General features: G+C 63.8%; 26 protein-coding genes and 1 tRNA gene. 18 read left to right on the top strand and 9 right to left on the bottom strand.

Translation table 11 applies throughout. From position 1 onward, the window contains the following. Positions 1-35 precede the first annotated feature (35 nt). The 5 genes from cysK to hrcA form a co-directional block, all read right to left on the bottom strand. Positions 36-1016 carry a cysteine synthase A gene (gene cysK, locus AC1DXN_RS29325; RefSeq protein WP_477270087.1) on the bottom strand — a complete coding sequence of 327 codons (981 nt, stop codon included), beginning with the start codon at positions 1014-1016 and terminating at the stop codon, positions 36-38. A 171-nt stretch (positions 1017-1187) separates the two neighbouring features. Then, a complete protein-coding gene (locus AC1DXN_RS29320; RefSeq protein ID WP_477270089.1) occupies positions 1188-1805 on the bottom strand; it encodes a LysE family translocator in 618 nt (205 codons plus the stop codon). 69 nt (positions 1806-1874) lie between these two features. Beyond that, positions 1875-3221, bottom strand: coding sequence for a PQQ-dependent sugar dehydrogenase (locus tag AC1DXN_RS29315; protein WP_477270091.1), 1347 nt, complete (start codon positions 3219-3221; stop codon positions 1875-1877). Between the two features lie 89 nt (positions 3222-3310). After that, a complete protein-coding gene (locus AC1DXN_RS29310; protein WP_477270093.1) occupies positions 3311-3508 on the bottom strand; it encodes a hypothetical protein in 198 nt (65 codons plus the stop codon). 80 nt (positions 3509-3588) lie between these two features. Next, positions 3589-4674: a heat-inducible transcriptional repressor HrcA gene (gene hrcA / locus AC1DXN_RS29305; RefSeq protein ID WP_477270095.1), complete on the bottom strand. Its 1086-nt coding sequence runs from the start codon at positions 4672-4674 to the stop codon at positions 3589-3591. A 254-nt stretch (positions 4675-4928) separates the two neighbouring features. Here hrcA and rph point away from each other — a divergent pair, with 254 nt between their 5' ends. From rph to AC1DXN_RS29280, 5 genes are read left to right on the top strand one after another with little or no spacing between them, the layout of a single operon-like run. Beyond that, the gene (gene rph / locus AC1DXN_RS29300) at positions 4929-5645 is read left to right on the top strand and encodes a ribonuclease PH (protein ID WP_477240250.1); all 717 of its coding nucleotides are present in this window, start codon (positions 4929-4931) and stop codon (positions 5643-5645) included. A 14-nt stretch (positions 5646-5659) separates the two neighbouring features. Further along, positions 5660-6070, top strand: coding sequence for a VOC family protein (locus tag AC1DXN_RS29295; protein WP_477240248.1), 411 nt, complete (start codon positions 5660-5662; stop codon positions 6068-6070). Then, on the top strand, positions 6070-6717 hold the full coding sequence (rdgB, locus tag AC1DXN_RS29290; protein ID WP_477240246.1) for an RdgB/HAM1 family non-canonical purine NTP pyrophosphatase: 648 nt from the start codon (positions 6070-6072) through the stop codon (positions 6715-6717). The genes AC1DXN_RS29295 and rdgB overlap by 1 nt, the downstream gene beginning before the upstream one ends. A gap of 11 nt (positions 6718-6728) precedes the next feature. After that, positions 6729-7892, top strand: coding sequence for a radical SAM family heme chaperone HemW (gene hemW, locus AC1DXN_RS29285; protein WP_477270097.1), 1164 nt, complete (start codon positions 6729-6731; stop codon positions 7890-7892). 5 nt (positions 7893-7897) lie between these two features. Then, the gene (locus AC1DXN_RS29280) at positions 7898-8221 is read left to right on the top strand and encodes a low molecular weight protein tyrosine phosphatase family protein (RefSeq protein ID WP_477240242.1); all 324 of its coding nucleotides are present in this window, start codon (positions 7898-7900) and stop codon (positions 8219-8221) included. Positions 8222-8256: 35 nt separating this feature from the next. On the opposite strand, the gene AC1DXN_RS29275 is transcribed toward AC1DXN_RS29280, so the two are convergent. After that, the gene (locus AC1DXN_RS29275; protein WP_477240240.1) at positions 8257-8442 is read right to left on the bottom strand and encodes a hypothetical protein; all 186 of its coding nucleotides are present in this window, start codon (positions 8440-8442) and stop codon (positions 8257-8259) included. 7 nt (positions 8443-8449) lie between these two features. Further along, the gene (locus AC1DXN_RS29270) at positions 8450-8635 is read right to left on the bottom strand and encodes a hypothetical protein (RefSeq protein ID WP_477240238.1); all 186 of its coding nucleotides are present in this window, start codon (positions 8633-8635) and stop codon (positions 8450-8452) included. Positions 8636-8798: 163 nt separating this feature from the next. Between AC1DXN_RS29270 and rsmI the strand changes: the two genes are divergently transcribed. Together rsmI and AC1DXN_RS29260 are read left to right on the top strand one after the other, a co-directional pair. Next, complete coding sequence (gene rsmI / locus AC1DXN_RS29265; protein ID WP_477270099.1) at positions 8799-9713, top strand: 16S rRNA (cytidine(1402)-2'-O)-methyltransferase; 915 nt, start codon at positions 8799-8801, stop codon at positions 9711-9713. Next, a complete protein-coding gene (locus AC1DXN_RS29260) occupies positions 9706-10083 on the top strand; it encodes a YraN family protein (protein WP_477270101.1) in 378 nt (125 codons plus the stop codon). The genes rsmI and AC1DXN_RS29260 overlap by 8 nt, the downstream gene beginning before the upstream one ends. A 260-nt stretch (positions 10084-10343) precedes the next feature. Here the strand turns inward: AC1DXN_RS29260 and AC1DXN_RS29255 are convergent, their stop codons facing one another. Then, positions 10344-11150, bottom strand: a complete 807-nt coding sequence (locus tag AC1DXN_RS29255) for an undecaprenyl-diphosphate phosphatase (protein WP_477270103.1) — start codon at positions 11148-11150, stop codon at positions 10344-10346. A 173-nt stretch (positions 11151-11323) separates the two neighbouring features. Between AC1DXN_RS29255 and AC1DXN_RS29250 the strand changes: the two genes are divergently transcribed. The 11 genes from AC1DXN_RS29250 to AC1DXN_RS29200 all read left to right on the top strand — a co-directional run bounded on the left by AC1DXN_RS29250 (position 11324) and on the right by AC1DXN_RS29200 (position 24251). Continuing rightward, on the top strand, positions 11324-12016 hold the full coding sequence (locus AC1DXN_RS29250; protein WP_477240230.1) for a glutathione S-transferase family protein: 693 nt from the start codon (positions 11324-11326) through the stop codon (positions 12014-12016). Beyond that, positions 11997-13157, top strand: coding sequence for a tRNA epoxyqueuosine(34) reductase QueG (gene queG / locus AC1DXN_RS29245; RefSeq protein WP_477270105.1), 1161 nt, complete (start codon positions 11997-11999; stop codon positions 13155-13157). Before AC1DXN_RS29250 ends, queG begins: the two co-directional genes overlap by 20 nt. Continuing rightward, complete coding sequence (locus AC1DXN_RS29240; RefSeq protein WP_477240226.1) at positions 13154-14056, top strand: SDR family oxidoreductase; 903 nt, start codon at positions 13154-13156, stop codon at positions 14054-14056. Before queG ends, AC1DXN_RS29240 begins: the two co-directional genes overlap by 4 nt. Before the next feature lie 65 nt (positions 14057-14121). Beyond that, positions 14122-15204, top strand: coding sequence for a penicillin-insensitive murein endopeptidase (gene mepA / locus AC1DXN_RS29235; protein ID WP_477270107.1), 1083 nt, complete (start codon positions 14122-14124; stop codon positions 15202-15204). A gap of 103 nt (positions 15205-15307) precedes the next feature. After that, complete coding sequence (locus AC1DXN_RS29230) at positions 15308-16333, top strand: glucokinase (RefSeq protein WP_477270109.1); 1026 nt, start codon at positions 15308-15310, stop codon at positions 16331-16333. A 166-nt stretch (positions 16334-16499) separates the two neighbouring features. Continuing rightward, on the top strand, positions 16500-18359 hold the full coding sequence (locus AC1DXN_RS29225) for an ABC transporter ATP-binding protein (protein ID WP_477270111.1): 1860 nt from the start codon (positions 16500-16502) through the stop codon (positions 18357-18359). Further along, a complete protein-coding gene (dapB, locus tag AC1DXN_RS29220) occupies positions 18356-19177 on the top strand; it encodes a 4-hydroxy-tetrahydrodipicolinate reductase (RefSeq protein WP_477270113.1) in 822 nt (273 codons plus the stop codon). The genes AC1DXN_RS29225 and dapB overlap by 4 nt, the downstream gene beginning before the upstream one ends. Positions 19178-19204: 27 nt before the next feature. Next, the gene (locus tag AC1DXN_RS29215; protein ID WP_477240216.1) at positions 19205-19825 is read left to right on the top strand and encodes a 2,3-bisphosphoglycerate-dependent phosphoglycerate mutase; all 621 of its coding nucleotides are present in this window, start codon (positions 19205-19207) and stop codon (positions 19823-19825) included. Positions 19826-19899: 74 nt separating this feature from the next. Next, positions 19900-19984, top strand: a tRNA-Leu gene (locus AC1DXN_RS29210). A gap of 171 nt (positions 19985-20155) precedes the next feature. Next, positions 20156-20758, top strand: a complete 603-nt coding sequence (locus AC1DXN_RS29205; RefSeq protein ID WP_477270115.1) for a class I SAM-dependent methyltransferase — start codon at positions 20156-20158, stop codon at positions 20756-20758. 343 nt (positions 20759-21101) lie between these two features. Then, positions 21102-24251, top strand: coding sequence for an amino acid permease (locus AC1DXN_RS29200; RefSeq protein WP_477270117.1), 3150 nt, complete (start codon positions 21102-21104; stop codon positions 24249-24251). A 73-nt stretch (positions 24252-24324) separates the two neighbouring features. Here the strand turns inward: AC1DXN_RS29200 and AC1DXN_RS29195 are convergent, their stop codons facing one another. Continuing rightward, on the bottom strand, positions 24325-25263 hold the full coding sequence (locus AC1DXN_RS29195; RefSeq protein ID WP_477270119.1) for an ATP-grasp domain-containing protein: 939 nt from the start codon (positions 25261-25263) through the stop codon (positions 24325-24327). Between the last annotated feature and the right edge of the window lie 150 nt (positions 25264-25413).

Here is a 25413-nt window from a genome sequence, read left to right as displayed (position 1 = left end):
GGCCACGGAGGGTTTTTTCGGCGGTCCAGCGAAACCTACGAGCCAAGCCCTTCAAACAGAATCGTCGACAGATAGCGTTCGGCGAAGGATGGGATGATCACCACCAGGTTCTTGCCCTTGTTCTCCGGTCGCGAGCCGACGACGATGGCTGCCTGCAGGGCGGCGCCCGACGAGATGCCGACCGGCACGCCCTCGAGGCGGGCGACGAGGCGGGCATTGGCGACCGAATCCTCGTTCGAGACCCTGACGATCTCGTCATAGATCGTCGTGTCGAGGATTTTTGGCGCGAAGCCGGCGCCGATGCCCTGGATCTTGTGCGGGCCGGGCTGGCCGCCGGACAGCACTGGCGACGCCTCAGGCTCGACAGCGACGACATGGACCGACGGTTTGCGCTTCTTAAGCACCTGGCCAACGCCGGTGATGGTGCCACCGGTGCCGATGCCGGCGACGAAAATGTCGACCTCGCCATGGGTGTCGTTCCAGATTTCCTCGGCCGTCGTGGTGCGGTGTATCTCCGGATTGGCGGGATTTTCGAACTGCTGCGGGATGACGGCGTCGGGCAGCGTCGCGGCCAGTTCGTCGGCCTTGGCGATGGCGCCCTTCATGCCTTTCGGACCCTCGGTCAGCACCAGTTCGGCGCCGAGCAGCGCCAGCATCTTGCGGCGCTCTACCGACATGGTCTCAGGCATGGTCAATATCAGCTTGTAGCCCTTGGCGGCAGCGGCAAAGGCGAGCGCGATGCCGGTGTTGCCGGAGGTCGGCTCGACCAGCGTGGTCTTGCCGGGCGTAATCCTGCCGGACGCCTCGAGCGCTTCGATCATCGCCACGCCGATGCGGTCCTTGACCGAGGCGATGGGGTTGAAGAATTCGAGCTTGGCCAGAAGATTGGCGACGACGCCCTTTTCCCTGGCGAACTTGTCGAGCCGCACCAGCGGTGTGTCGCCGATCGTCTCTGTGATCGAATTGTAGATGCGGCCGCGACCGGGCACGCGCGCTGAGGTGACGGGCTTGTTCATTGGTTTCGCTCCCAGGATTTCAGGCAAGTGGACTCTAGGCGTCAGGGTATGGCCGGCAAGATAAGCTGTCGACCGGAAATATCCGAGTGGAGCCTGTGCTTAAAGCACCCCGGCATCGGAAAACGGTTTCCTGAAACGAGCCGATTCTGGAATGGCTTGGCCGAAACGCGCCTATTGGCGAGCGGCAATCGCTGCCGCCGCGCCGACCATGAAGCCGGCGGCGGTGCGGTTCAGGGCTTTCAGCGCGCGCGGCGACTTAAGGAACCAGCGCGCCTTTGCCGCCAGCGCCAGATAAGGCACCAGCACCACCAGCAGCACGACGACGGTGAGCGCGACCAGGATGCCGTAGTCGACGAGCGTGATGGTCTTCAGGTCGACGATGGTCGGCGTGATGGCGAGGTAGAAGATCATCGTCTTCGGATTGCCAAGCGTGACGGTGAGGCCGGCGATGAAGCTGGACAGCAGTCCGCCCTTGCCCTTTTTCGCCTCGACCGTTTCGGGTGTGATGCCGCTGGTCCAGAAGCGCCAGCCGAGGAAGGCCAGATAGGCAACGCCGAGCCATTTGATGGCCAGGAAGACCATGCCAAAAGTCTGGGCGACGAAGGCGAGGCCGAGCACCACGGCGGTGAGATAGGTGACGTCGCCGAGCATCAGCCCAAACGACATCGCCAGCGACGAACGAAAGCCGGAGCCGAGCGCCCGCGCCACAAGTGCTGTGACGCCGGGGCCGGGAATGGCGGCGGCGATGCCGAGAGCGGCGCTGTAGGCGAGGAATCCGGTAAGGGTCATGCGACAGCTTTAGCGCAAAGCCGGGTGAGGGTGAATTCCCTCAAGGCCGGATTCGATTGCACCAGTGGGTCAGGAGCCGCCATGGGTGATGCGCCAGATGGTGCCGCTGCCGTCTTCGGTGACGATCAGCGCGCCATCCTTTGCCACCGCCACGCCGACCGGGCGGCCCCAGACCTCGTCGTCGGAGATGACGAAGCCGGTGATGAAATCCTCATACTCGCCGGTCGGCTTGCCGTCCTTGAACCGCAACCTGACCACCTTGTAGCCGGTGCGGATGCCGCGATTCCACGAGCCGTGCAGGGCGACGAAGGCATCGCCCTGATAGTCGGGCGGAAAATTCCCGCCAGTATAGAAGGCGATGTTGAGCGGCGCCGAATGGGCCTGGATCAGCACATCGGGGATGGTGGCCTTGCCGGCGAGGTCGGTGCGTTCGCCCTTGTGGCGCGGATCCTCATTGTTGCCGATATAGTACCAGGGCCAACCGTAGAAGGCACCATCCTTGACGGTGGTTGCGTATTCGAACGGCACATTGTCGCCGAGCGCGTCGCGCTCATTGACCACACACCAGAGCGCGCCGGTGGCCGGCTGCACGGTCATGCCCGAACAATTGCGCAGGCCGGTGGCGACGATGCGGCCATTCTTGCCGTCGGGATCGAAGGCCAGCACATCGGCGCGACCATCCTCGGCGCCCCAGGCCGCACCCAGCGGCATTGACTTGGCCCAGGCGTCGAGGCCGCCCTTGGGCCGCTTGCCCATGCCCTCGGCGACGTTCGAACCGGAGCCGACCGAGAGATAGAGCGTCTTGCCATCAGGCGAGAAGGCGATGTCGCGGGTCCAGTGGTGGCTCGAGGGAATGTTGGCTACGACGGTTTCCGGCTGGCCGGAAGCCTTGAGGTCGCCGTCGCGATAGGCAAAGCGAACGACGCTGTTGCTGTTGGCGACATAGACCCATTGCGGACTGTCTCCCTTGGGATAGAAGGCGATGCCATAGGGCTGGGTGAGGCCGTTGGCGAAGATCGCCTCCTCGGCGGGTTTGGCGCTGCCCTGCGTGAGACGATAGACGCGGATCTGGTTGGCCCTGCTGTCGGCGACGAAGAGGTCGCCATTGGGCGCGACGCGCACGACGCGCGGGCTGGCGATGCCTGAGGCGATCATCTCGGCCGAAAAACCCGGCGGCATCTGCGGCCTGGCGCCTTCCGGCCGGTCCGCCAGGCCGGCGCCATTGGATGCGGATTCGGTAAGGAAGGGCGCCTGCAGATCCTCAGGCAGGATCAGGCGCCGCACGCCCGGCCTGTCGTCCCTCCAGTCGCCAAAGGCGGCTTCGCCTTTCAGCAGCGGCTGATCCGCTTGGGCAAATGCCGCCATGGCGAAAAACAAGGCGGCGGAAATAGCCGTCGGACCGGCAAATCGCATCATGCTGAACTCCATGGCTTCACCTCGACACGGCGAAACGGGTGGGCTCGTCGGTCGTTCCGCATCACACGGGGTGTTGAAGGGATCGAGACTCAGTTTCCGGCGGCGTAGAAATCGTCGTCGAGGCGCTTTTCCAGCTCGACGAGATCGGCCGGCAGCGGCAGGCCCATGGCCCGCATTTCCCTCAGCTTCTCGCGCAGCTGTTCCTGCACCTCATGCTGATCCTCCGGCTGGTTGACCATCTCTTCGAGCAGCAGGCTGATCTGCGCCTTGATCTCTTCGAAAGCCATTGTTTTTCTCCTTGCGCAGCCTTGCCATGAGGCAACTTGATATTCAGGTCAGGCCGACCTCACCTGAATATCAATACACCTCAACGGAGCATGCGCGATATCAGCTGCGCCGTATAGTCGACCATTGGCACGATGCGGGCGTAGTTCAGCCGGGTTGGGCCGATGACGCCGAGCGCGCCGATGACGCGGGCGTCCTTGTCGCGATAGGGCGCGACGACCAGCGACGAACCCGACAGCGAAAACAGCTTGTTTTCCGAGCCGATGAAGATGCGCACGCCGGAGCCTTCTTCGGCGAGGTCGAGCAGCTGGATCAGCCCGTCCTGCGTCTCCATGTCCTCGAACAGATGCCGCAGCAGCTCGATCTCGGCGTGGGCGGTGACATTTTCGAGCAGGTTGGCGCGGCCGCGGACGATGAGCCGCGCCGGCAGGCCGCTGTCGGCGCCGGCCCAGACCGCTAGGCCTTTCTCGACCAGATCCTGCGACAGCGTGTCGAGCGCCGCCTTGGTCTCTTCCTTGACGCGGGCGATCTCGACCCGCGCCTCGGCCAGCGTGCGGCCGCGGATGTGGGCGTTGAGGAAGTTGGAGGCTTCATGCAACTGCGAGACGGTGACGCCGGCGGGCAGGTCGATGACACGGTTTTCGACGTCGCCGTTCTGCGACACCAGCACGGCCAGCGCCTTGGTCGGCTCGAGCTGGATGAATTCGATATGCTTGAGCGCCACTTCGTTCTTGGCGGTCAGCACCAGGCCGGCGCCGCGCGACATGCCGGACAGCATCTGGCTGGCTTCGGTCAGCATGTGTTCCAGCGTCGCGCCCGAGCCGGAGGCGCGCACCTGCGCCTCGATGGTGCGGCGCTCCTCGTCGGAGAGATCGCCCAGTTCCATGAAAGCATCGACGAAAAACCGCAGCCCGGCCTGGGTCGGCAAGCGACCGGCGGAAATGTGCGGAGCGTAGATCAGGCCGAGATGCTCGAGGTCGCTCATCACATTGCGGATGGTGGCCGGCGACAGCGACGATGGCAGGATGCGCGACAGGCTGCGCGAGCCCACAGGTTCGCCGTCCTTCAGATAGGAATCGACGATGCGCCGAAAAATATCGCGCGAGCGCATATCAAGCGACTGCAGCGCGGGCGACAGCAAACTGGGTTCGGCAACTGCCTTGGTCATTCGAGCCAAAAACCTCCGGCTAAAGGATATAGACTTCACCGGCGCCCGCGCAACCCGGTGTCTGTGTCTCAGATCACTCGGTGTCTGTGCCAGATCACCCGGCGCCTGTGTCAGGTCGCCCGGCGCCTGTGTCAGGTCGCCCGGCGCCTGTGTCAGGTCGCCCGGCGCCTGTGTCGGCCATTTTCCTTTGCGCCATGGGCCCCATGCGGTTACAAGCCGGCCACGATTCCGAAAAACATAGGAAAACAGCCTGAATGCGCCCTTCCAAACGCCAATTCGACGAAATGCGCGCCATCTCCTTCGAGCGCGGCGTCTCCAAGCACGCCGAAGGCTCGTGCCTGGTGAAGTTCGGCGACACGCATGTGCTGTGTACGGCGAGCCTTGAGGAGAAGGTGCCGGGCTGGATGCGCAACTCCGGCAAGGGCTGGGTGACGGCCGAATACGGCATGCTGCCACGCTCGACCGGCGAGCGCATGCGCCGCGAGGCGTCCGCCGGCAAGCAAGGCGGCCGCACGCTGGAAATCCAGCGTCTGATCGGCCGCTCTTTGCGCGCCGTGGTCGACCTGCAGGCGCTGGGCGAACAGCAGATCACCGTCGACTGCGATGTCATCCAGGCCGACGGCGGCACCCGCACCGCTTCGATCACCGGCGGCTGGGTGGCGCTCTACGACTGCCTGCGCTGGATGGAAGCCCGGCAGATGGCCAGCGTCGCCAAGGTGCTGAAGGATCATGTCGCGGCGATCTCCTGCGGCATCCATGACGGCCAGCCGGTCATCGACCTCGATTATGTCGAGGATTCCTCGGCCGGTACCGACGCCAATTTCGTCATGACCGGCAAGGGCGGCATCGTCGAGATCCAGGGCACGGCCGAGGGCGAGCCTTTTTCCGAGGATCAGTTCGCGGCGCTGATGGGCTTGGCCAAGAAAGGCATCCAGCGGCTGGTCAGCCTGCAGCAGATGGCTGTGGCGTAACCTTCGGCTTCACGATGACCCCCGCCGCCATCCTGGAATCAGCCCTCTACGTCACCGATCTGGCGGCGGCCGAAGCGTTCTACACCGACATCCTCGGCCTCGATCTGCTCGGCAAGGTCGACGGCAGGCACATTTTCTTCCGCTGCGGTTCCGGCGTGCTGCTGGTCTTCAATGCCGAGGCGACGAAAGTCCCGCCGGCGCCCGATGCGCGGCTGAAGGTGCCGCCGCACGGCACGGTTGGCGACGGCCACCTCTGCTTTGCGGCAAGCGCTGCCGAGATCGCCCGCTGGAAGGCGCATCTCGAGGCGAAAAAGATCGCCATCGAAAGTGAGTTCGAATGGCCGCAAGGCGGCCGCTCGATCTATATTCGCGACCCCTCGGGCAACTCGATCGAATTCGCCGAGCCAAGAATCTGGGGCCTTTGATGCATTCTCTCGATGGCAAGAAGATCGTCGTTGCCAGCCATAATGCCGGCAAATTGCGCGAATTCGCCGATCTGATGGGGCCGTTCGGCTTCGAAGCGAAATCGGCCAAGGACTATGGCCTGCCGGAGCCGGACGAGACCGGCACCACGTTTGAGGAAAACGCCTACATCAAGGCGCTGGCCGCGGCCAAGGCGACCGGCCTGCCGGCGCTGTCGGACGATTCCGGCCTGTGCGTCGATGCGCTCGACGGCGCGCCCGGCGTCTACACCGCCAATTGGGCCGAGACGCCGGATGGTTCGCGCGACTTCGGCATGGCCATGCAGCGCACCGAAGTGGCGCTGCAGGAAGTCGGCGCGGCTCTGCCGGAACAGCGCAAGGGCCGCTTCGTCGCCGTCATTTGCCTGGCCTTTCCCGACGGCGATGCCGAGTACTATCGCGGCGAGGCCGAGGGAACGCTGGTGTGGCCGCCGCGCGGCGAGCTCGGCTTCGGCTACGACCCGGTGTTTTTGCCCAATGGTTTCGACAAGACTTTTGGCGAGATGAGTGCCGAGGAAAAACACGGCTGGAAGCCCGGCCAGCCGACCGCATTGTCGCACCGCGCCCGCGCCTTCCAGAAATTCGCCCAAGCGCGACTTGGTTCGGAATGATTGGGTCCGGCATGACCATGCCCCTCGACCGCAGCCCCGGCTTCGGCGTCTACATCCATTGGCCGTTCTGTGCGGCCAAGTGCCCCTATTGCGACTTCAACAGCCATGTCCGCCACCAGCCCGTCGACCAGGAGCGTTTTGCCCGCGCCTTCGAGACCGAGCTCAAGACCATGCGCGAACGCACCGGACCGCGCGACGTCACCAGCATTTTTCTCGGCGGCGGCACGCCGTCACTGATGAAACCGGAAACGGTGGCGGCGGTGCTGGACGCGGTGGCCAAAAACTGGACGGTGCCCGATGGCATCGAGGTGACGCTGGAAGCCAATCCGTCCTCGGTCGAGGCGGAGCGCTTTCGCGGCTATCGCGCGGCCGGCGTCAACCGGGTGTCGCTCGGCGTGCAGGCGCTGAACGACAAGGATTTGCGTTTTCTCGGCCGCTTGCACAATGTCGATGAGGCGCTGCATGCGATCGGGCTGGCGCGCGAAATCTTTCCGCGGCTGTCGTTCGACCTGATCTATGCGCGGCCCGGCCAGACGCCAGAGGCTTGGGCATTGGAGCTCGAACAGGCGATCGGCCACGCCGCCGACCATCTGTCGCTCTATCAGCTGACGATCGAGGAAGGCACGCCGTTCCACGCGCTGCATGCGGCAAAGAAGTTTGCCATTCCCGACAATGACCACGCCGCCGACCTCTATGCGCTGACGCAGGAAATCACCGCGGCGCACGGGCTGCCGGCCTATGAGATCTCCAACCACGCCCGGCCAGGCGCGGAAAGCCGGCACAACCTCACCTATTGGCGCTATGGCGAATATGTCGGCGTCGGCCCCGGCGCGCATGGCCGCTTCATCGAAAACGGCCGCCGCACAGTCACGATCGCCGAGAGAATGCCGGAGACCTGGGCCAATCTGGTCGAGGCCAAGGCTCATGGCGTCACCGGTGGCGAAATCCTGACCCGTTCGGAGGAGGCCGACGAGTTCCTGTTGATGGGCTTGCGGCTCGCCGAAGGCATCGACCTGTCGCGCTACGAAGCGTTTTCCGGACGCAGCCTGTCGACGGCGCGGCTGACGGTACTGCAGGACGAAGGGCTGGTGGCGCCGATCGGCAACGCCCGGCTGCGCGCCACGGCCGCCGGCATGATCGTGCTCGACGCCGTGGTGGCGGATCTGGCGAGATAACCCCTTTGAAAAACGTGCTCTTCGTCTGCAGCCAGAACCGCTTGCGCAGCCCGACTGCCGAGCAGGTGTTTTCCAAGCGCCAGGATATCGAGGTCGCATCGGCGGGAACAAACCACGATGCCGACACGCCGCTGACGCATGAGCTGGTGGCGTGGGCCGACATCATCTTCGTCATGGAGAAGGCGCACCGCACCAAACTGCAGAAGAGATTTAGGGACAGCCTGAGCAAGGCCCGGGTGATCTGCCTCGACATCCCCGACGACTACGAATTCATGGATCTGGAGCTGATTGATCTGCTGAAGGCACGGGTGTCCAGGTATCTGGGCTAAGGCGTTCTAGAACCGCCATTCCGTGCATATGGCGCCTAGGCGTCGTGTTTGTGGCGGCGTTTGGTGCGGTCTTTTTCGGCAAGCGCCTCCCCAGGCCGGACCTGCTTGGCAGTGCCCTTGTCGCGGCGGATATGCTGGTCGGCAATAGGATGCGGCGGGACGCCTTCCCTGGTGGTTTTCGTTTCAAGACGGGTGATGAAAATATCGAAGCGATTGGGCATCGTCCGGTCAGTGCTCCGTCGTGCTGTCGGGTTCGTTGTCGGAAAGCCTGATCTCCGCTGCCGGCGCGCGCGGGACAGGCTTTTGCGACTGTCTGTTGCCTTTTTCGCTCGGCACGCTGTCCTTCGGCGCGGCAAAGCGCTTGCGGCCGGCATAGTAGGGCTCGAAAACGTCCTGGATCTTCAGGCTGTCCATCCTGTCCTCCTCCTCAGAGACTCAGGGGGTAAATTCGCCGGGCTTGGTTTCGTTCCCCACTGTGGCAAAGGCATGGCGGCCACATTACATCGCGGTCACGTTTTGCAACCGCGCCTGCTCCGTGCCAAACAGGGTAAACGCATTCGAAATATCAGGGGCACTGGTGACCGGTGATACGGCAAAACGCAGCTATGTGATCGGGCAGACCGAGATATCGGTCCGGCCGCTGCAGCCGGCGCTCTATCTGGTGGCGACGCCGATCGGCAATCTCTCCGACATCACGCTGCGCGCGCTGGAAACGCTGGCCGCCGCCGACGTCGTCGCCTGCGAGGACACCCGGGTTTCGCGCGTGCTGCTCGACCGCTATGGCATTCGCCGCCGCACGTCAGCCTATCACGAGCACAATGCCGGCGAGGCCGGGCCAAAACTGATCGCGGCCCTGCAGGCCGGGCAGAGCGTGGCGTTGATCTCCGACGCCGGCACGCCGCTGATCTCCGATCCCGGCTACCGGCTGGTCGGCGAAGCCATCGACCACGGCATTCGCGTCGTGCCGATCCCCGGCCCGTCGGCACCGCTTGCCGCACTGACGGCGTCCGGCCTGCCGTCCGACGCCTTCCTGTTTGCCGGTTTTTTGCCCGTCAAAACCGGACAGCGGCTGACCAAGCTGGAGACGTTCAAGGCAGTGCCGGCGACGCTGATCTTCTTCGAATCGCCGCGCCGGCTGGCCGAGACGCTGGTCGCCATGGTGGACGTGCTGGGCGGCGAGCGGAAAGCCGCGATCGGCCGCGAGCTGACCAAGACCTTTGAGGAAATGCGCACCGGCACATTGCAAATGCTGGCCGACCACTATGCGGCGGCCGACACGCCGAAGGGCGAGATCGTCATCTGCGTCGGGCCCGCTGAGGCCAAGGCCGACCAACCCGCCGATATCGACCGGCTGCTGCTGTCGCTCGCCGCCGAGATGCCGGCCTCAAAGGCAGCGGCGGAAGCGGCGAAGATGACCGGCGGTCAGAAACAGGCGCTCTACCGGCGGCTGCTCGAGCTGAAGGACGGCGGCGGAGAAAGCGGCGGTGGCTGAGCGCCCAAGCGCCAGCCGTCAAAAGGCCTATCGGCGCGGCCATCGCGGCGAATGGCTGGCGGCAGCGGCTTTGATGCTGAAAGGCTATCGGATATTGGCCCGCCGCTATCGCACCAAGCTCGGCGAAATCGACCTGATCGCGCGGCGCGGCAATCTGGTGCTGTTCGTCGAGGTCAAGGCGCGGCGCTCGCTGATCGAGGCCATGGAAGCCATTGCCCACGAATCGGAGCGCCGCATCGAGGGTGCGGCCGATCTCTGGCTGATGCGGCAGCGGGATTATGGAAAACTGTCGATGCGTTTCGACATGGTGGCGGTGCTGCCCTGGCGCTGGCCGGTGCATGTCGAGAATGTGTTTTATGGGAGGGATTAGCTGAGGTCGGCACCCTTCCTTCGTCATCCTAGGGCGAAGCAGGAGCGGAGCGACGTCGCGGAGACCCTGGGATCCATGCCGCGACCTATGTGCGCTTCTGCGGTGGAAAATCTGGAGGATCAAGCAGGGTGCCTGACGAGAGCTATCCCGACCACGTTCTTCGGTCGACTTCACGGCATGGATCCTCGGGTCTGCGCCGCGTCGCTACGCTCCTTGCTCCGCCCGTGGATGACGAAGTCGCGGAGGCTGCGGACCACTCCTCACCCCCAGACGAACAGCGCCGCCAGCCCGACTATGCCAACCACCAGCCGCCACCAGCCGAACAGCGAGTAGCCGTTGCGCGAGACGTAGTCGAGCAGGAAGCGGACGACGATCAGTGCGGTGATGAAGGCGGCGACGAAACCGATGGCGATGATCGGCAGGTCAGCGGTGCTGAGCACATTGCGGTTCTTGAACAGGTCGAAGGCGAAGGCGCCGACCATGGTCGGGATGGCGAGGAAGAAGGAGAACTCCGCCGCCGCACGCTTGTCGACGCCGAGAAGCAGCGCGCCGACGATGGTCGAGCCGGAACGCGACGTCCCGGGGATCAGCGACAGGCACTGGAACAGGCCGATCTGCAGATAGAGCCGCGTCGGAAAGCGCTCGACGTCGCGGTAGACCGGCTTGAGGTTCATGCGATCGACCGCCAGCAGGATGACGCCGCCGATGATCAGCATGATGCAGATCAGCCTCGGCGATTCGAACAGCACCGTCTTGATGAAATCATGCGCCAGCGCGCCGATGAGTGCCGCCGGCAGGAAGGCGATGAGGATGCCGATGACGAAATGCCGCGTCAGCCGGTCATGCGGCAGGTCGATCAGCATCTGCCACAGGCGGCGGAAATAGACGCTGAGGATGGCCAGGATGGCGCCGAGCTGGATCAGGATCTCAAAAGCCTTGCCGGTCGAGTGGAAGCCGAGAAAATGGCCGGCTAGCAGGATATGACCGGTCGAGGAGACCGGAATGAACTCGGTCAGCCCCTCCAGCAGGCCGAGCAACAGGGCTTCGACGATGGTCTGGCTTTCCATGGCAACCTCGGCATTGACGTGAGCGCTTGAGAAAACGGCTTGCGAAAGGGCTTGCTTGTCACGGCGCGGAAGTCCCCCTATAGGTCGCAACACCCTGACGGCCCGGAATCCGGGCGGCCAAGACTTACCGGCGCCGCCGGCGATTCGCCAGTGCGCCTTATTATCGCGGGACCATGCTGACGCTTTTCCACCACCCGATGTTCGCCACCTGCCGCTTCGTTCGCCTCGCCTTCGGCGAGTATGGCGAGGAGCTGGCGCTGATCGAGGAAAAGCCGTGGACGCGGCGCAAGGAGTTTTTGGCGCTGAACCCGGCCGGAACCTTGCCGATCCTGTTGGCCGAAGGCGACGTGCCGATCGTCGGCGCCATGGTGATTGCCGAATATCTCGACGAGACGCGCGGCGTGTTGAAGCGCGACAAGCGGCTGTTTGCTGAAGACCCGATGGAGCGCGCCGAAATCCGCCGTCTGACCGACTGGTATCTCACCAAGGCCGAAGGCGAAGTGACAAGGCATCTGGTACGCGAACGCGTGCTGAAGCCGGTCATGCCGGAGACGGCGGGCGGCGGCTCGCCCGATTCGGCGGCGATCCGTGCTGCGCGCGCCAACATCCGCCAGCACATGAAATACACCAACTGGCTGGCCGGCACCCGCCACTGGCTGGCCGGCTCAAGGGTGACCTATGCCGACCTCGCGGCGGCTGCAACGCTGTCGGTGCTGGATTATCTCGGCGAGATCGACTGGCGCGAACACACCGCGGCGCGCGAATGGTACACGCGGGTCAAATCGCGACCGTCGTTCCGGCCGCTTCTGTCCGACCGGGTGCGCGGCCTGTCACCGGTGTCGCATTATGCGGACCTCGACTTCTAAGAGCGAAACCCTGCGCGCGCTGATCGACCGTGAAGCGCGGCGCGCCGGTTTCGATGCGGTTGCCGTCACCACGCCCGGCGCGATTCCGCTGGCGCCCGCGCGGCTCGCCGAATTCGTCGCCGACGGTTTTCATGGCTCGATGGGCTGGATCGCCGAGACGCTTGAGCGCCGGGGCGAACCGACGGTACTTTGGCCTGAGGTTCGGTCCATTGTGGTGCTGGCCATGAATTATGGTCCGGACCACGACCCGCGCGCGCTGCAAGCCCGGCGCCACCGCGGCGCCATCTCCGTCTATGCGCAGAACCGCGACTATCACGAGGTGATGAAAGGCCGGCTGAAGGAAATCGCCGGCAAGATCGTGGCGCGTGCCGGCGGCGACGTGAAAGTGTTCGTCGACACCGCGCCGGTGATGGAAAAGCCGCTGGCCGAAGCCGCCGGGCTCGGCTGGCAAGGCAAGCACACCAATCTGGTCAGCCGCGAGCATGGCTCCTGGCTGTTCCTCGGCACCATTTTTACCACGGCCGAACTCGAGCCCGACCGGGCGGAGATCGACCATTGCGGCTCCTGCCGCGCCTGCCTCGACGCCTGCCCGACCGACGCCTTTCCGGCACCCTACCGGCTCGATGCGCGGCGCTGCATTTCCTATCTCACCATCGAGAACAAGGGGCCGATCCCGCACGAATTCCGCGAAAAGATCGGCAACCGCATCTATGGCTGCGACGACTGCCTTGCCGCCTGCCCGTGGAACAAGTTTGCCAAAACGGCTTCCGAGGCCAAGCTTGCCGCACGCGCGGATTTGCGCGAACCGCCGCTCGGCGAGCTGCTTAGCCTCGACGACGCGGCGTTCCGGTCTTTCTTCTCGGGTTCACCGATAAAACGCATCGGCCGCGACCGCTTTGTCCGCAATGTGCTGATCGCCGCCGGCAATTCCGGCGATTTTTCGCTCGTCGACTCCGTGAGAGCGCTGCTTGGCGATGCCTCGCCGCTGGTGCGGGGTGTTGCGGTATGGGCGCTGGCGCGACTTGTGCCTGAGAGCGAATTTGCCGACCGTGCCGCCGCTGCGATGAAAACAGAAAGCGAAGAAGCCGTGCGAAACGAATGGCTTCTGGCGTTGCCCCCTCCAATCGAGACGCATGTATGAGCGAAAAGCAGATCCTCATTTTCGGCGCCGGCTATTCAGGCAAGGCTTTTGCCCGAGGCAACGCCAATGACAACAAGATTTTCGGCACGACGCGCTCGACTGAAAAATTCGCGGCGCTGCGGCAGACCGGCATCGAGCCTCTGCTTTTCGATGGAGCGCTGACACCGGAGATCAGCGACGCGCTGAAGACAACGACGCATCTGATCATCTCGGTGGCGCCGGAAGAGGCCGGTGACCCGGTGCTGACTGCCGCGCGCGCAAGGATCGCGGCTGATATGCCGGCCCTCGCATGGATCGGTTATTTGTCCACCGTCGGCGTCTATGGCGATCATGGCGGTGGCTGGGTGGACGAAAGCGCCGCATGCCGGCCGGTGTCGAAACGGTCGGTGATGCGGGTCGCGGCAGAACAGGATTGGTTGAAACTCGGCCAGGATATCGGCCGGCCGGTGGCGATCTTGCGGCTGTCCGGCATTTACGGACCAGGCCGCAATGCGCTGGTCAATCTGGACAACGGCACCGCGCGGCGGCTGGTCAAGCCCGGCCAGGTGTTCAACCGCATCCATTGCGACGACATTGCCGGCGCGCTCTGGCATCTGGCGGAGAGCAATAGAGGTGGCATCTTCAACGTCACCGATGACGAGCCGGCGCCGCCGCAGGATGTCGTCACCTATGCCGCTTCGTTGATGGGTGTCGCACCACCGCCGGAAATTCCGTTCGAGACCGCCCAACTTTCGCCCATGGCGCGGTCCTTCTATGGCGAGAACAAGCGGGTCGCCAATACGGCGATCAAGGCGGCGGGCTATCGCTTTCGCTTTCCGGACTACCGCACCGCCTTCGATCATATGTGGGCAAGCGGCGACTGGCGCGACGGCGAAGCGCGCAGCCCGATGAAGCGCTGACGATCGAAGCGTCGTGTGTGTCGTGCTATGATTCGAGCATTGGGATTGCGGTGGGGTCCGGTTTCATGAAGACAGCGATGCGGCTCGGCAAAACGTCAATGCTAGCGGCGGCACTCGGCCTGCTCACAATGGCCGGGCTCGCCGCGCAGCCGGCGGCGGCCGAAGAGCGGGCAAAAGACCTGTTCGGCGCCAAGAAATTGCCGGCGGCGGTGGCGGCGCAGTCGATCGGCTTCTATTCCAAGGGCTGCTTTGCCGGCGGCGTCGCCATTCCCATGGACGGTCCGAACTGGGAGGTGATGCGGCCTTCGCGTAACCGCCGCTGGGGCCATCCCACAATGATCGCGCTGGTCGAAAAGCTGTCGCGCGACGCAGCGGCCGACGGCTGGCCAGGCCTGTTGATTGGCGACATTTCGCAGCCACGCGGCGGCCCGATGATGACCGGCCATGCCTCGCACCAGATCGGTCTCGACGCCGACATCTGGCTGACGCCAATGTCGAGCCATCCGCTGTCGACTGCGCAACGCGAAAGCATGAGCGCCACCTTGCTGGTCGACGAAAAGACGCATCTGGTGAAGGACGCGCTGTGGACCCCGGCGCATATGCGGCTGCTGAAGCGCGCGGCGAGCTACCCGGAGGTCGAGCGCATCCTGGTCAATCCCGGCATCAAGAAGAAGCTTTGCGACACCGTCACCGGTGACCGCAGCTGGCTGCAAAAGATCAGGCCGTTCTGGGGCCACGACTATCATTTTCACATGCGCATCGGCTGCCAGCCGGGCTCGCCCAACTGCAAGGCGCAGGAAGCCACCACGCCCGGCGACGGCTGCGACAAGTCGCTGGCCTGGTGGTTCACCGAGGAGCCGTGGCGGCCCAACAAGAACCCGGATGCGCCCAAGGCGCGCGACATTATGACGATGGCGAACCTGCCCAAGCAGTGCCAGGCGGTGCTCGACGCGCCGGCGCCGGCCTCGGCGGAAGCCGCCACCTATCATGGCGACGGCATGCCGATCGCTGCCGCGCCTGCTCTTGCAGATGCAGAGCCGGCTCCGCCAGCCGAAAGCCCAGGAACAGTTCTGCCGGCTTCGGCCAATGCCTTCGCTGCGACCCCCGAGATCCACATTCCGCTGCCGCGCCCGCGGCCGGGAAACTGACCTGTCAGCGGTCCCTGGCGAAATCCATTCTTTCCCTTTCCAAACTCATGCGCTAGTCAACGAAGAACGGTGCAACGCCGCCGGAACGGGGACGGACAAGGGCATGCCTAGCGTGAGTGACGACGATACTGTGCTGCGGTTTCCGATCCTGATCGGCGATATCGGTGGCACCAATGCGCGCTTTTCGATCGTGCTCGACGCGAACTCGGAGCCGAGCGAGCCGCAAATCGTGCAGACGGCCAATTTCAACACCATCGACGAGGCGATCCAGGCGGCGGTGCTCGACCGCTCGTCGGTGCGGCCGAATTCGGCGGTGCTGGCCGTGGCCGGCCCGGTCGACGGCGACGAGATCCAGCTCACCAACTGCCCGTGGATCGTCAAGCCGAAGCAGATGTTTGCCAATCTCGGCCTGAGCGACATCGTCGTGCTCAACGATTTCGAGGCGCAGGCGCTGGCCGTCGTCGCGCTCGGCGAAGAGCATATGGAAAAGATCGGCGGCGGCACGCCGGAATCCAATGCCGGGCGCGTGGTGCTCGGTCCCGGAACCGGGCTCGGCGTCGCCGGTTTGATCCATGCCCTCAACCACTGGATACCGGTGCCGGGCGAGGGCGGCCATATGGACATCGGACCGCGCTCGGCCCGCGATTTCCAGGTGTTCCCACATATAGAGAAGCTCGAGGGCCGCATTTCCGGCGAGCAGATCCTGTGCGGACGCGGCCTGGTCAACGTCTACCGGGCGGTGGCCAAGGCCGACGGCAAGCCGGCGCCCTTCACCGCGCCCGCCGAGATCACAGCTGCCGCACTGGCGAAAACCGACCGGATCGCCGAGGAAGCGCTGTCGATGTTCGTCACCTGCCTCGGGCGCACCGCTGGCGACCTGGCGCTGGTGTTCATGAGCCGCGGTGGCGTCTTCCTCACCGGCGGCATCGCGCAAAAGATCGTGCCGGCCCTGAAAGCCGGCAATTTCCGCGCCGCCTTCGAGGACAAGGCACCGCATAGCGAGCTGATGCGCTTGATGCCAGTCTACGTGATCACCCACCCGCTGGCAGCGCTTCTGGGCCTTGCCGCCTATGCCAGAAACCCGTCGCTGTTCGGTGTGCAGACCGCGGGCCGGCGCTGGCGGGCATGATCCATTTCGCCCCGAACATAGGGCTTTTGCGAGACACGGTTGTCGCTTTCTTGATCCGCGCCCTTGGCCGCGACGAAGTTTCGCCATAGGCAAGCCCCGGCCGGGGCGGTAAGAGGGGGCCGAATTCCAGCCTGGAATCCCTAGGAAACCACGAAGCGCTCGCGATTTGACAGCCCAAGGTCCACTCAAACTGAAAGTCCAGCCTTCCGAGGTCAGCGCGGTGCTGCGCCGTATCCTGGCTGAAAACGGCAATGAATATCGCTGGACCTATGTCGTTGCCATCGGCTGCCTGCTGATTGTTTCCGCCACCACTGCGTTTCTAGCGTGGGTCATGGCCCCGATGATCGATGGGATATTCGTCGAGCGGCGCAGCGACATAATCTTCTGGGTCTGCGCCGGTTTCATGGGAGCCTCGCTGTTGCGCGGCTTCGCCGGCTACGGCCAGGCGGTGGCACTGGCCAGCATCGGCAACAACCTGGTGGCGCGCTACCAGAAACGCACCTTCGACCATCTGATGAAGCTTGGCGTCGACTTTTTCAACGATACGCGTTCCGGTCGGCTGGCGGCGCAGGTCAACGAGAATGTCGGCGGCGTTCGCGATCTGCTGTCGCTGACACTGACCTCCATCAGCCGCGACGCGGTGTCGCTGATCGCCCTCGTCGGCGTCATGATCTACCAGGATCCGGTGTTGTCGCTCAGCTCGCTGCTGATCGGACCGCCGCTGATCTGGGCCGTCGTCTACATCACCCGCCGCCTGCGGCGTATCAACCGGGAATCCGTCCTGATCAACTCGCGGCTGAACGGGTCGGTGCAGGAGGCCACGCAAGGCATCGCCATCGTCAAGGCCTTCACCTTGGAGGACGAGCTGGCGCACCGCATCGGCATCATGGCCGATACGGCCGAGCAGCGTAACAACAAGATCGCCCGTGTCGCGGAGCGGCTGTCGCCGATTTCCGAGATTCTCGGCGGCCTCGCCATTACCGCCGTGGTCGCCTATTCCGGCTACCGGGCGCTGTATCTTGGGCAGCCGCCGGGGGCGGTCTTCTCCTTCATCACCGCGCTGATCATGGCCTACGATCCGGCAAGACGCCTGGCGCGCACGCAGGTCGGCATGGAACGTGCCCTGGTCAACGCGCGCATGATCTACGAGTTGCTCGACCTGGAGCCGAAACAGGGCGATGCCCCCGACGCTGTTGAGGCCAGGATCACTGCCGGCGAGGTGCGCTTCGACAATGTGACGTTCGGCTACAGCGCCGACATGCCGGTGCTGAGGGATCTGAGCTTTACCGCCGCGGCCGGCAAGGTCACGGCCATCGTCGGCGCTTCGGGCGCCGGCAAGTCGACGATCGTGGCGCTGCTGCAGCGCTTCTATGACGTCGACCAGGGCAACATCGAGGTCGATGGCCAGGACATCGCGAAGGTAACCAAGCATTCGCTGCGTCAGTCGATCGCCTATGTGGCGCAGGCGCCTTATCTGTTCGAAGGCACAATCCGCGACAACATCCGCTACGGCCGCCTCTCGGCCACGGACGCCGAGATCGAGCAGGCTGCCAGGCAGGCCGCCGCCGACGAGTTCATCCGCCAGCAACCGCAAGGTTACGACACGCCGGTCGGCGAGGGCGGCTCTACCCTTTCCGGCGGCCAGCGCCAGCGCGTCTCGATCGCGCGCGCCATCGTGCGCAATGCGCCGATCCTACTGCTCGACGAGGCGACCTCGGCGCTCGACAACGAGGCCGAGGCGCGCGTCCAGGAGGCCCTGACCCATGTGATGGAGGGACGCACGACGATCGTCATCGCGCACCGGCTGTCGACGGTGGTCAATGCCGACCATATCATCGTGCTGGAAGAAGGCCGGCTGGTCGAGGAGGGCACACATGCCTCGCTGATGGCCGATCCGCATAGCGTCTATGCCCGCTTCCACCGCATTCAAGGGAAGAAGGGCCTGGGGCTTGTCGACGACGCCAAGCCCATCCAAACTCCGGTCCAGCGCAGCCGCGCCAAGAAGGCGGTCGGGAGAACAGTATGAGCGGATCCGGCGATATGGGCCTGGTGGTGGTGGGTGCGGCCGGCCGCATGGGCCAGACGCTGATCCGCGCCATCCATACGATCCCCGGCGCGCGCGTCGTCGGCGCGGTCGAGCGCACTGGGTCGCCCTATCTCGGACGGGATGCGGGCGAACTCGCCGGCATCGGCATCATCAATGTGGCGATATCGGACGATCCGTTGCCGGTGTTCGCCAGGGCCGATGGCGTGCTCGATTTCACTGCACCGGCGGCGACCGTCGAGTTCGCCGGCTATGCCGCGCAGGCGCGTATTGCCCATATCATCGGCACCACCGGCTGCTCGGCCGACGACAATGAAAAAATCGCAGCGGCGGCGCGCCACGCGACGATCGTCAAATCCGGCAATATGAGCCTCGGCGTCAATCTGCTGGCCGTGCTGGTGGAGCAGGCCGCGAAGGCGCTCGACGCCGACGATTTCGACATCGAGATCCTGGAAATGCATCACCGCCACAAGGTCGACGCGCCGTCGGGGACAGCACTGCTGCTCGGAGATGCCGCCGCCGCGGGGCGCGGCATTCCCCTTGCCGGCAACGACGTGCGGGTGCGCGACGGCCATACCGGCGTGCGCAAGACCGGCTCGATCGGTTTCGCCGCGCTGCGCGGCGGTTCGGTGGTCGGCGACCATTCCGTCATTCTGGCCGGCACCGGCGAGCGCATCACGCTTGCCCACCATGCCGAGGACCGGGCGATCTTTGCCCGCGGCGCGGTCAAGGCGGCACTGTGGGCACGCGGCAAGAAGCCGGGACTGTATTCGATGCGGGACGTGCTCGGGCTCGCCTGAGATTTCCATAAACTTGAAGGAGCAAACATGTCGGGAACTCTCGTGCTCGTGCGCCATGGCCAGAGCGAATGGAACCTGAAGAACCTGTTCACCGGCTGGCGTGACGTCGACCTGACCGAACTGGGCCATGCCGAAGCCAAGGCCGCCGGCCAGAAGCTGAAGGCGCGTGGCCTGAAATTCGACATCGCCTTCACCTCGGCGCTGATCCGGGCGCAAAAGACCTGCCAGCACATCCTCGACGCGGTCGGCCAGAGCGATCTGAAGACCATTCGCGACCAGGCGCTGAACGAGCGCGACTATGGCGACCTCTCCGGCCTCAACAAGGACGACGCGCGCAAGAAATGGGGTGAGGAGCAGGTGCATGTCTGGCGCCGCTCCTACGACGTGCCGCCGCCCGGCGGCGAGAGCCTGAAGGACACCGGCGCCCGCGTCTGGCCCTATTATCTGCACGACATGCAGTCGCATGTGCTGCGCGGCGGCACCGTGCTGGTGGCGGCGCACGGCAATTCGCTGCGGGCGCTGATCATGGCGCTGGACGGCAAATCCGGCGAGGAGATCGTCAAGCTGGAACTCGGCACCGGCGTGCCGGTGGTCTACAAGCTCAACGCCGATTCGACCGTGGCCTCCAAGGAAGTGCTGGAGGGCTGAGCCGGCTTGCCGACCGTGGCCTCAAAAAAGCGCGTTGACACTCATCGCTTGCCCGCTTACATGAGCCCGCACCAGCCCAGATGGCGGAATTGGTAGACGCGCACGGTTCAGGTCCGTGTTCCGCAAGGAGTGGAGGTTCGAGTCCTCTTCTGGGCACCAAATTCCCGTTTCGGACCGGCCGATATGGTCCAGACGCCTGACAAAAAGCCCGGTTTTGCCGGGCTTTTTTGTTGCCTCTGGTTCTGTGACGTCAGCGACCAGACGAAGGCCGCGAATTGAACCCGCTGGCCCTCTTGCCTACAAGCGCATGAGGATTTCTGTTGAAACTGTTTGGAAAGCTTCGCGCGCCCTGGCGTTCGTACGTGCAGACCGTGTTTCGCGGCGATTGGACCTACCGCCCTCGAAGGGCTGTTCGAGAGCGGTATCGATTTCAGCGGCAAGCGCATACTCGACGCCGGCTGCAACGTCGGGATCGTTGCCTATGAGGTGGCAAAGCATGGGCCGGCTTCGATCCACGGAGTCGACTATTTCCCCGACTTCATCGAAACCGCAAAACACGTGTTCCTCGGCTATCGGTCTCTGCCGCACAGATTCGATGTGCTTGACCTCACCAAACCGCGCCGGGTCGAGAAGACCCTCGCGAGCGAATACGACATCGTCATCTTCATGGCGGTGTGGCAGCACATTTACCAAAGGCATGGCGCGGCCGTCGCCGAGCGGGTCGCGGTCGATCTTGCCAGAAGATGCAAGGAGACGTTGATCGCCCGAACCGTGCCCCTTGCGCTCGATGCCTTCTCCGGCATCATGCGACGGGAAGGCTTCGAGCTTGCCCGGGAATGGCGGGGCACAAAGTCAAAGACCGGCGACCGTATTTTGGCTATCTACAGCCGCGTTCATCCGCCGGGTTCAGATAGCGCAACACAATATCGCTAATCAGCCATCGGTGCTTGTATTCTCGACTATTCGCTTTGCTCTGCGTCGACGCCAGTAGATTAAATGGCCGAGACTTGCCGATGCGAATGAGGTCAGAGCATCGGGCCGACACGCATTTGGTCGAATCGTGCACCAGATCGTCGACAGTGATGATTGGTCGAATCGGCCTTGGTACGAAGTCTTAAGATGTCTCACCTAGGTTCGTCTTTGACTTCGAGAGCGCTGCCTTAAACAGATCTGCACAGTTTACATTCGCAAGTCAGACAGCGCTCCGCATCGGAATGGATGTCTCAGAATGCGCGACGTCACGCCTTCTCGACCGCACCCGAGAACCCTGGGATGGGTGGGCACGACAGCGCTCGCCATGGGGGGCAGCAATCAAAGCCTGTTTCTGATCACCGCCCTTTTCGTCGGCCAGGGGAACATTCCCGGCCAGGGAAGCGCTGCGGTGCCGTTGCTCTTCATTGGCCTGCTGCTTGGCTGGGCTGCCGCGCCGGCGTGGACCGAACTGGTTCTCATGTGGCCAAACCGCGTCGGCGGTATCTCTGCGGCGTGCGCGGAAGCTTTCAGGCCTTACAGTCCCGTCCTCTCGGCCTTGACGGGCACTTGCTATTGGTGGGGCTGGGTTCCGACCTGCGGACTGACCGCGGTTCTTTCAGCGTCTGCAATCCAGCAATGGTACTTGCCGGGCCTTCCCGTGGAGGCGGTCGCCTGCGGGCTCGTCGCATTCTTCGCGGCAGTCAATTTGTGCGGAATCAAGTGGGTGGTCCGACTGGCGATACCGGTCGCCACGGCCTCCGCAATACTGGCGTTTCTCTCGTCCCTTGTCCCGGTCATCAGTGGCGAAGTCGACTGGCGCAAGGCGACGGATTTTGCGCTGACCAGCCCGTTTGCCGGCCTGTTCGGCGATATCACGTCGGTAATGGCTGGGCTGTACCTGATCGGATTTGCAGCGCCGGCATTCGAGGCTGCAGCCTGCCATGTTGGCGAGACCGTCGATCCCAACCGCAACATTCCCCGGGCGATGTGGGCCAGCGCGGCAATGGCCGGCATCTATTTCCTTGTCCTGCCGGTGGTCTGGCTGGGTGTGCTTGGACCTGAGCCGCTCGGCACGGACCTCGCCATGGCTCTCGGGCCTACGTTTGCGCCCCTGTTGGGCAGTTTCGGCAAGGCGGCCGCCATCTGGTTCATCATGTTCAACATGTTCCATGGAACGTTGCAGCCATTGGCAGGCGCCGCGCGGACCCTCGCGCAGCTGAGCGAAGACGGCCTGCTGCCGAGATTCCTGGCCAGCCGCATCTCGACAACGGATTGCCCATGGGCGGCAACGCTGCTCACCGCTGCCGCGGCAATCGGTTTCATGCTGTGCGGCTATCCGCTCTGGATGATTGCCGCAGCCAATTTTACCTACCTGATCAGCATCTGCATGCCCAACATCGCAGTCTGGCTCTTGCGCCGTGACCATCCCGATGCCGCGCGACCCTTCCGGGCTCCCAGAGGAACGATCGTCCTTGGCGTGGGCGCGGCGGCAGTATGGTTGTTGACCGCTATACTGGGCTTCCAGCAGTTTGGCCTTCCGACCGTCCTGTTCGGTCTGGCGTTGGCCTATTCGGGTGCTGCGCTTTACGCCTGGCGCGCCATGGAGGATCGCCACGCACTGGGTCTATCCTTGCTGCCGCATACGCTTCACCTGAAGCTTACCGGGGCCATGCTTTTTGTGCTCGTGCTTGACGGTGCCGGCTATTTCCTGGCGATCGGCAGCGTTCCCAACATCGACGCTCCCCTGATCGCTGCGCTGGAGGACATTTTTGTCGTTGTCGCGTTGCTGACCATCAGCGTCGGTCTGGTTTTGCCGGGAATGATCACCCATTCGGCAACCGAGGTGAGCAACGCAGCGAAGCGTTTGACATCCGGAACGCTGAAGGACTTCTCTCTCGCCATGGCTGCCCTGGGGCGTGGAGACCTTGCTGCAGCGCACGCCTCCGTGAACATCATGCCGGTGACTGTAAACTCTCGCGACGAACTCGGAGAGATGGCCGAAAGCTTCAACCAGCTGCAGGACAAGGTGAGGGAAGCCGCCCACGGCCTGGACGACGCGCGCGAGAATATGAACCTGGCGCGCACCGAACTCATGGCACGGCACGAGGAAATCGCGCATCTCGCGCACCACGATCCGCTTACCGGTCTGGCGAACCGAACTGCGCTTGCAGCGCACCTGGCCACCACGATTGAGCGGGCGAGAGCAACGCACGCCAGCTTTGCCGTGTTCAGCATTGACCTTGATCATTTCAAAGAGACCAACGACGTTTTTGGGCACGCGGCCGGCGACGATCTCCTGTGCACCATCGCCCGGCGCCTTCAATCCGCGGCGCCGGAGGCCTTTATCGCCCGCATGGGCGGCGACGAATTCACTCTTGTCCTGGCGCTGGATGAACGACCCGCAGGGGCAAGGGAAGTCGCCGATCGTCTGTTCGAAGCGGCGGCAGGCGAATTCGAAATCCGGGGCCAGCACATTTCAATCGGGCTGAGCATCGGCGCGGCGATCTATCCGAGGGACGGAGACAATGTCGCATCGCTCATGGCAAATGCCGACGCCGCCCTCTACCGAGCCAAGGCGGATGGTCGCCGAATGCTGCAATTCTTCGATCCGGAAATGGATCGGCGACTAAGAGAGCGCTACGCCCTGCAGCAAGATTTGCGATCGGCGGTCGCGCGTGGCGAACTTGTGCTCCACTATCAGCCGCAAGCCCGGATAGACGGCGAAATCTTTGGTTTTGAGGCACTTGCCCGTTGGCACCATCCAAAACACGGGCTCGTCTCGCCGACCGCGTTCGTACCCCTTGCCGAACAGGATGGCACGATCGTTGAAATAGGGGAATGGACGCTAAGGCAGGCATGCAAAGACGCCGCCTCCTGGGCCACACCCCTGCAGATCGCCGTCAATCTTTCCCCGGTGCAATTCCGTTTCGGGGACCTGGTGGGTCTCGTTCATTCGATCCTCTACGAGACCGGCCTTACGCCCGGACGCCTTGAACTGGAAATCACGGAAGGGGTTCTCATCCGCGATCGGGCAACCGCATTGTCGGTTTTGCGGCGACTGAAGGCGTTGGGCGTCAGGATCGCCATGGATGATTTTGGCACCGGATATGCCTCACTGTCCTCGCTACAGGCGTTTCCATTCGACAAGATCAAGATCGATCGCAGTTTTGTTTCGGGTGTCAGTTCGAATGTCCAGTCGGCCGCCATCGTGCGCACGATACTCAGTCTGGGCTCTGCACTGGCCCTGCCTGTCATCGCAGAGGGCGTTGAAACCGAAGACGAGCGTGTTTTCCTGATGAAGGAAGGATGTCCGGAGATTCAGGGATATCTGGTGGGGCACCCGCATCCAATAGCGCTCTACAAGGATGTGACGGATGGCTTATCCCCTGGATCTGCCTTGGGAGATTGCGCGGGATCCTCCGCTGCAGCCCAGGCGTTTGGCGTGACAGGATAGTCTTGGGCGGAGATCGTGGCTTGCGCTGTCGGCCGCGTCATCGATCAGGCTCGCCCCTGATCTGTGCGGCAGATCAAACGGCCAGCTTGCGAGCGGCCTCGATCGAAGCCTCCGCTATGACATCGAGCGCGCCGAACTGCTCGTAGAAATTGAGCCCGAACTGCTGTTGCATCTCGCGCCCGGTCGTTCCGCACAGCATCCAGCTGTTGCCGGATGGATTGATTTCGATCAGTTGGAGATTGCCGGTCGCTTCGTCGCGCAGGATGTCGACGCCGAGCGAGGGAATGGTCGGGAAGACGGCATGTGTCTGGACAGCAAGGTCGAGCACGTCCTGGTCCACGGCAAGGGCGACGGTGCAACCCTTGGCCGAGGCTATGATCGATTCCCCCTGGCCATGCCGGAACCCGTCGGGACTCTCCAGCGGGGTGAAATCCTTCCTGCCCTCGTACTGGAGGGACATCAGCGGCCTGCCGAGATAGGTGAGGACGCGGTAGGCCTTTGGCCAGCGCCCGGTATGGACATAGCGCTGGGCAAGCATCGGCGAGCGCCGTCCCGCATGCTCCTCGGGATACTCCACTGGGTCAGTGTAGCGGACGCGGCCGGTCTTGGTGATGCGCGCGAACGCGCCGCGCGCGCCGTGCGACGGCTTTACCACCACATACGGCCCCCAAACCGCCGGATCGAGTTTGGTCCCGGGCACGATCTCCACCCATTTCGGAACCGGCAATCCCGCTGCCTCGAGAACGGCAAGCTCCCTGATCTTGCCCATATGCTGATGAACGAGCCGCGTTCCGCGCAGCGGCCGCAGCCATTTCAGCCTGTCCATTTCGATCGAAAGGGTTGGCCGCATCGCCAATGCCGCGGTGGGCAACGGCGTCAGCACGGAAGCGGTCGACAGAACACTGACCTTGATCTCCGGCGCGCGCGCCGAGATCAAGGCGCCGACCTTGCGGAAATCGTCGATCGCTTCCTTCTTGGGATAGCAGTAGAAAGCCAAGTTGGACTGGGCCATGCTGGGTTTCGTCCGGAAAAATTTGTAAGCTAGAAGACAGATCGTGCCTGCTTCGGGTAGCAAGGAATAGCTATGCTGCGCCAACGCAATCTCTGTCAGCCCTGAAATAGCAGGACAATCCGTCATCGAGGGTCCTGAAGGAAAAGCCTT

It is taken from the genome of Mesorhizobium sp. P2_H9 (genome assembly GCF_056403215.1).
The sequence above is the reverse complement of the archived record's forward strand: the minus strand, read 5'-3'. Positions and strand labels throughout refer to the sequence as shown.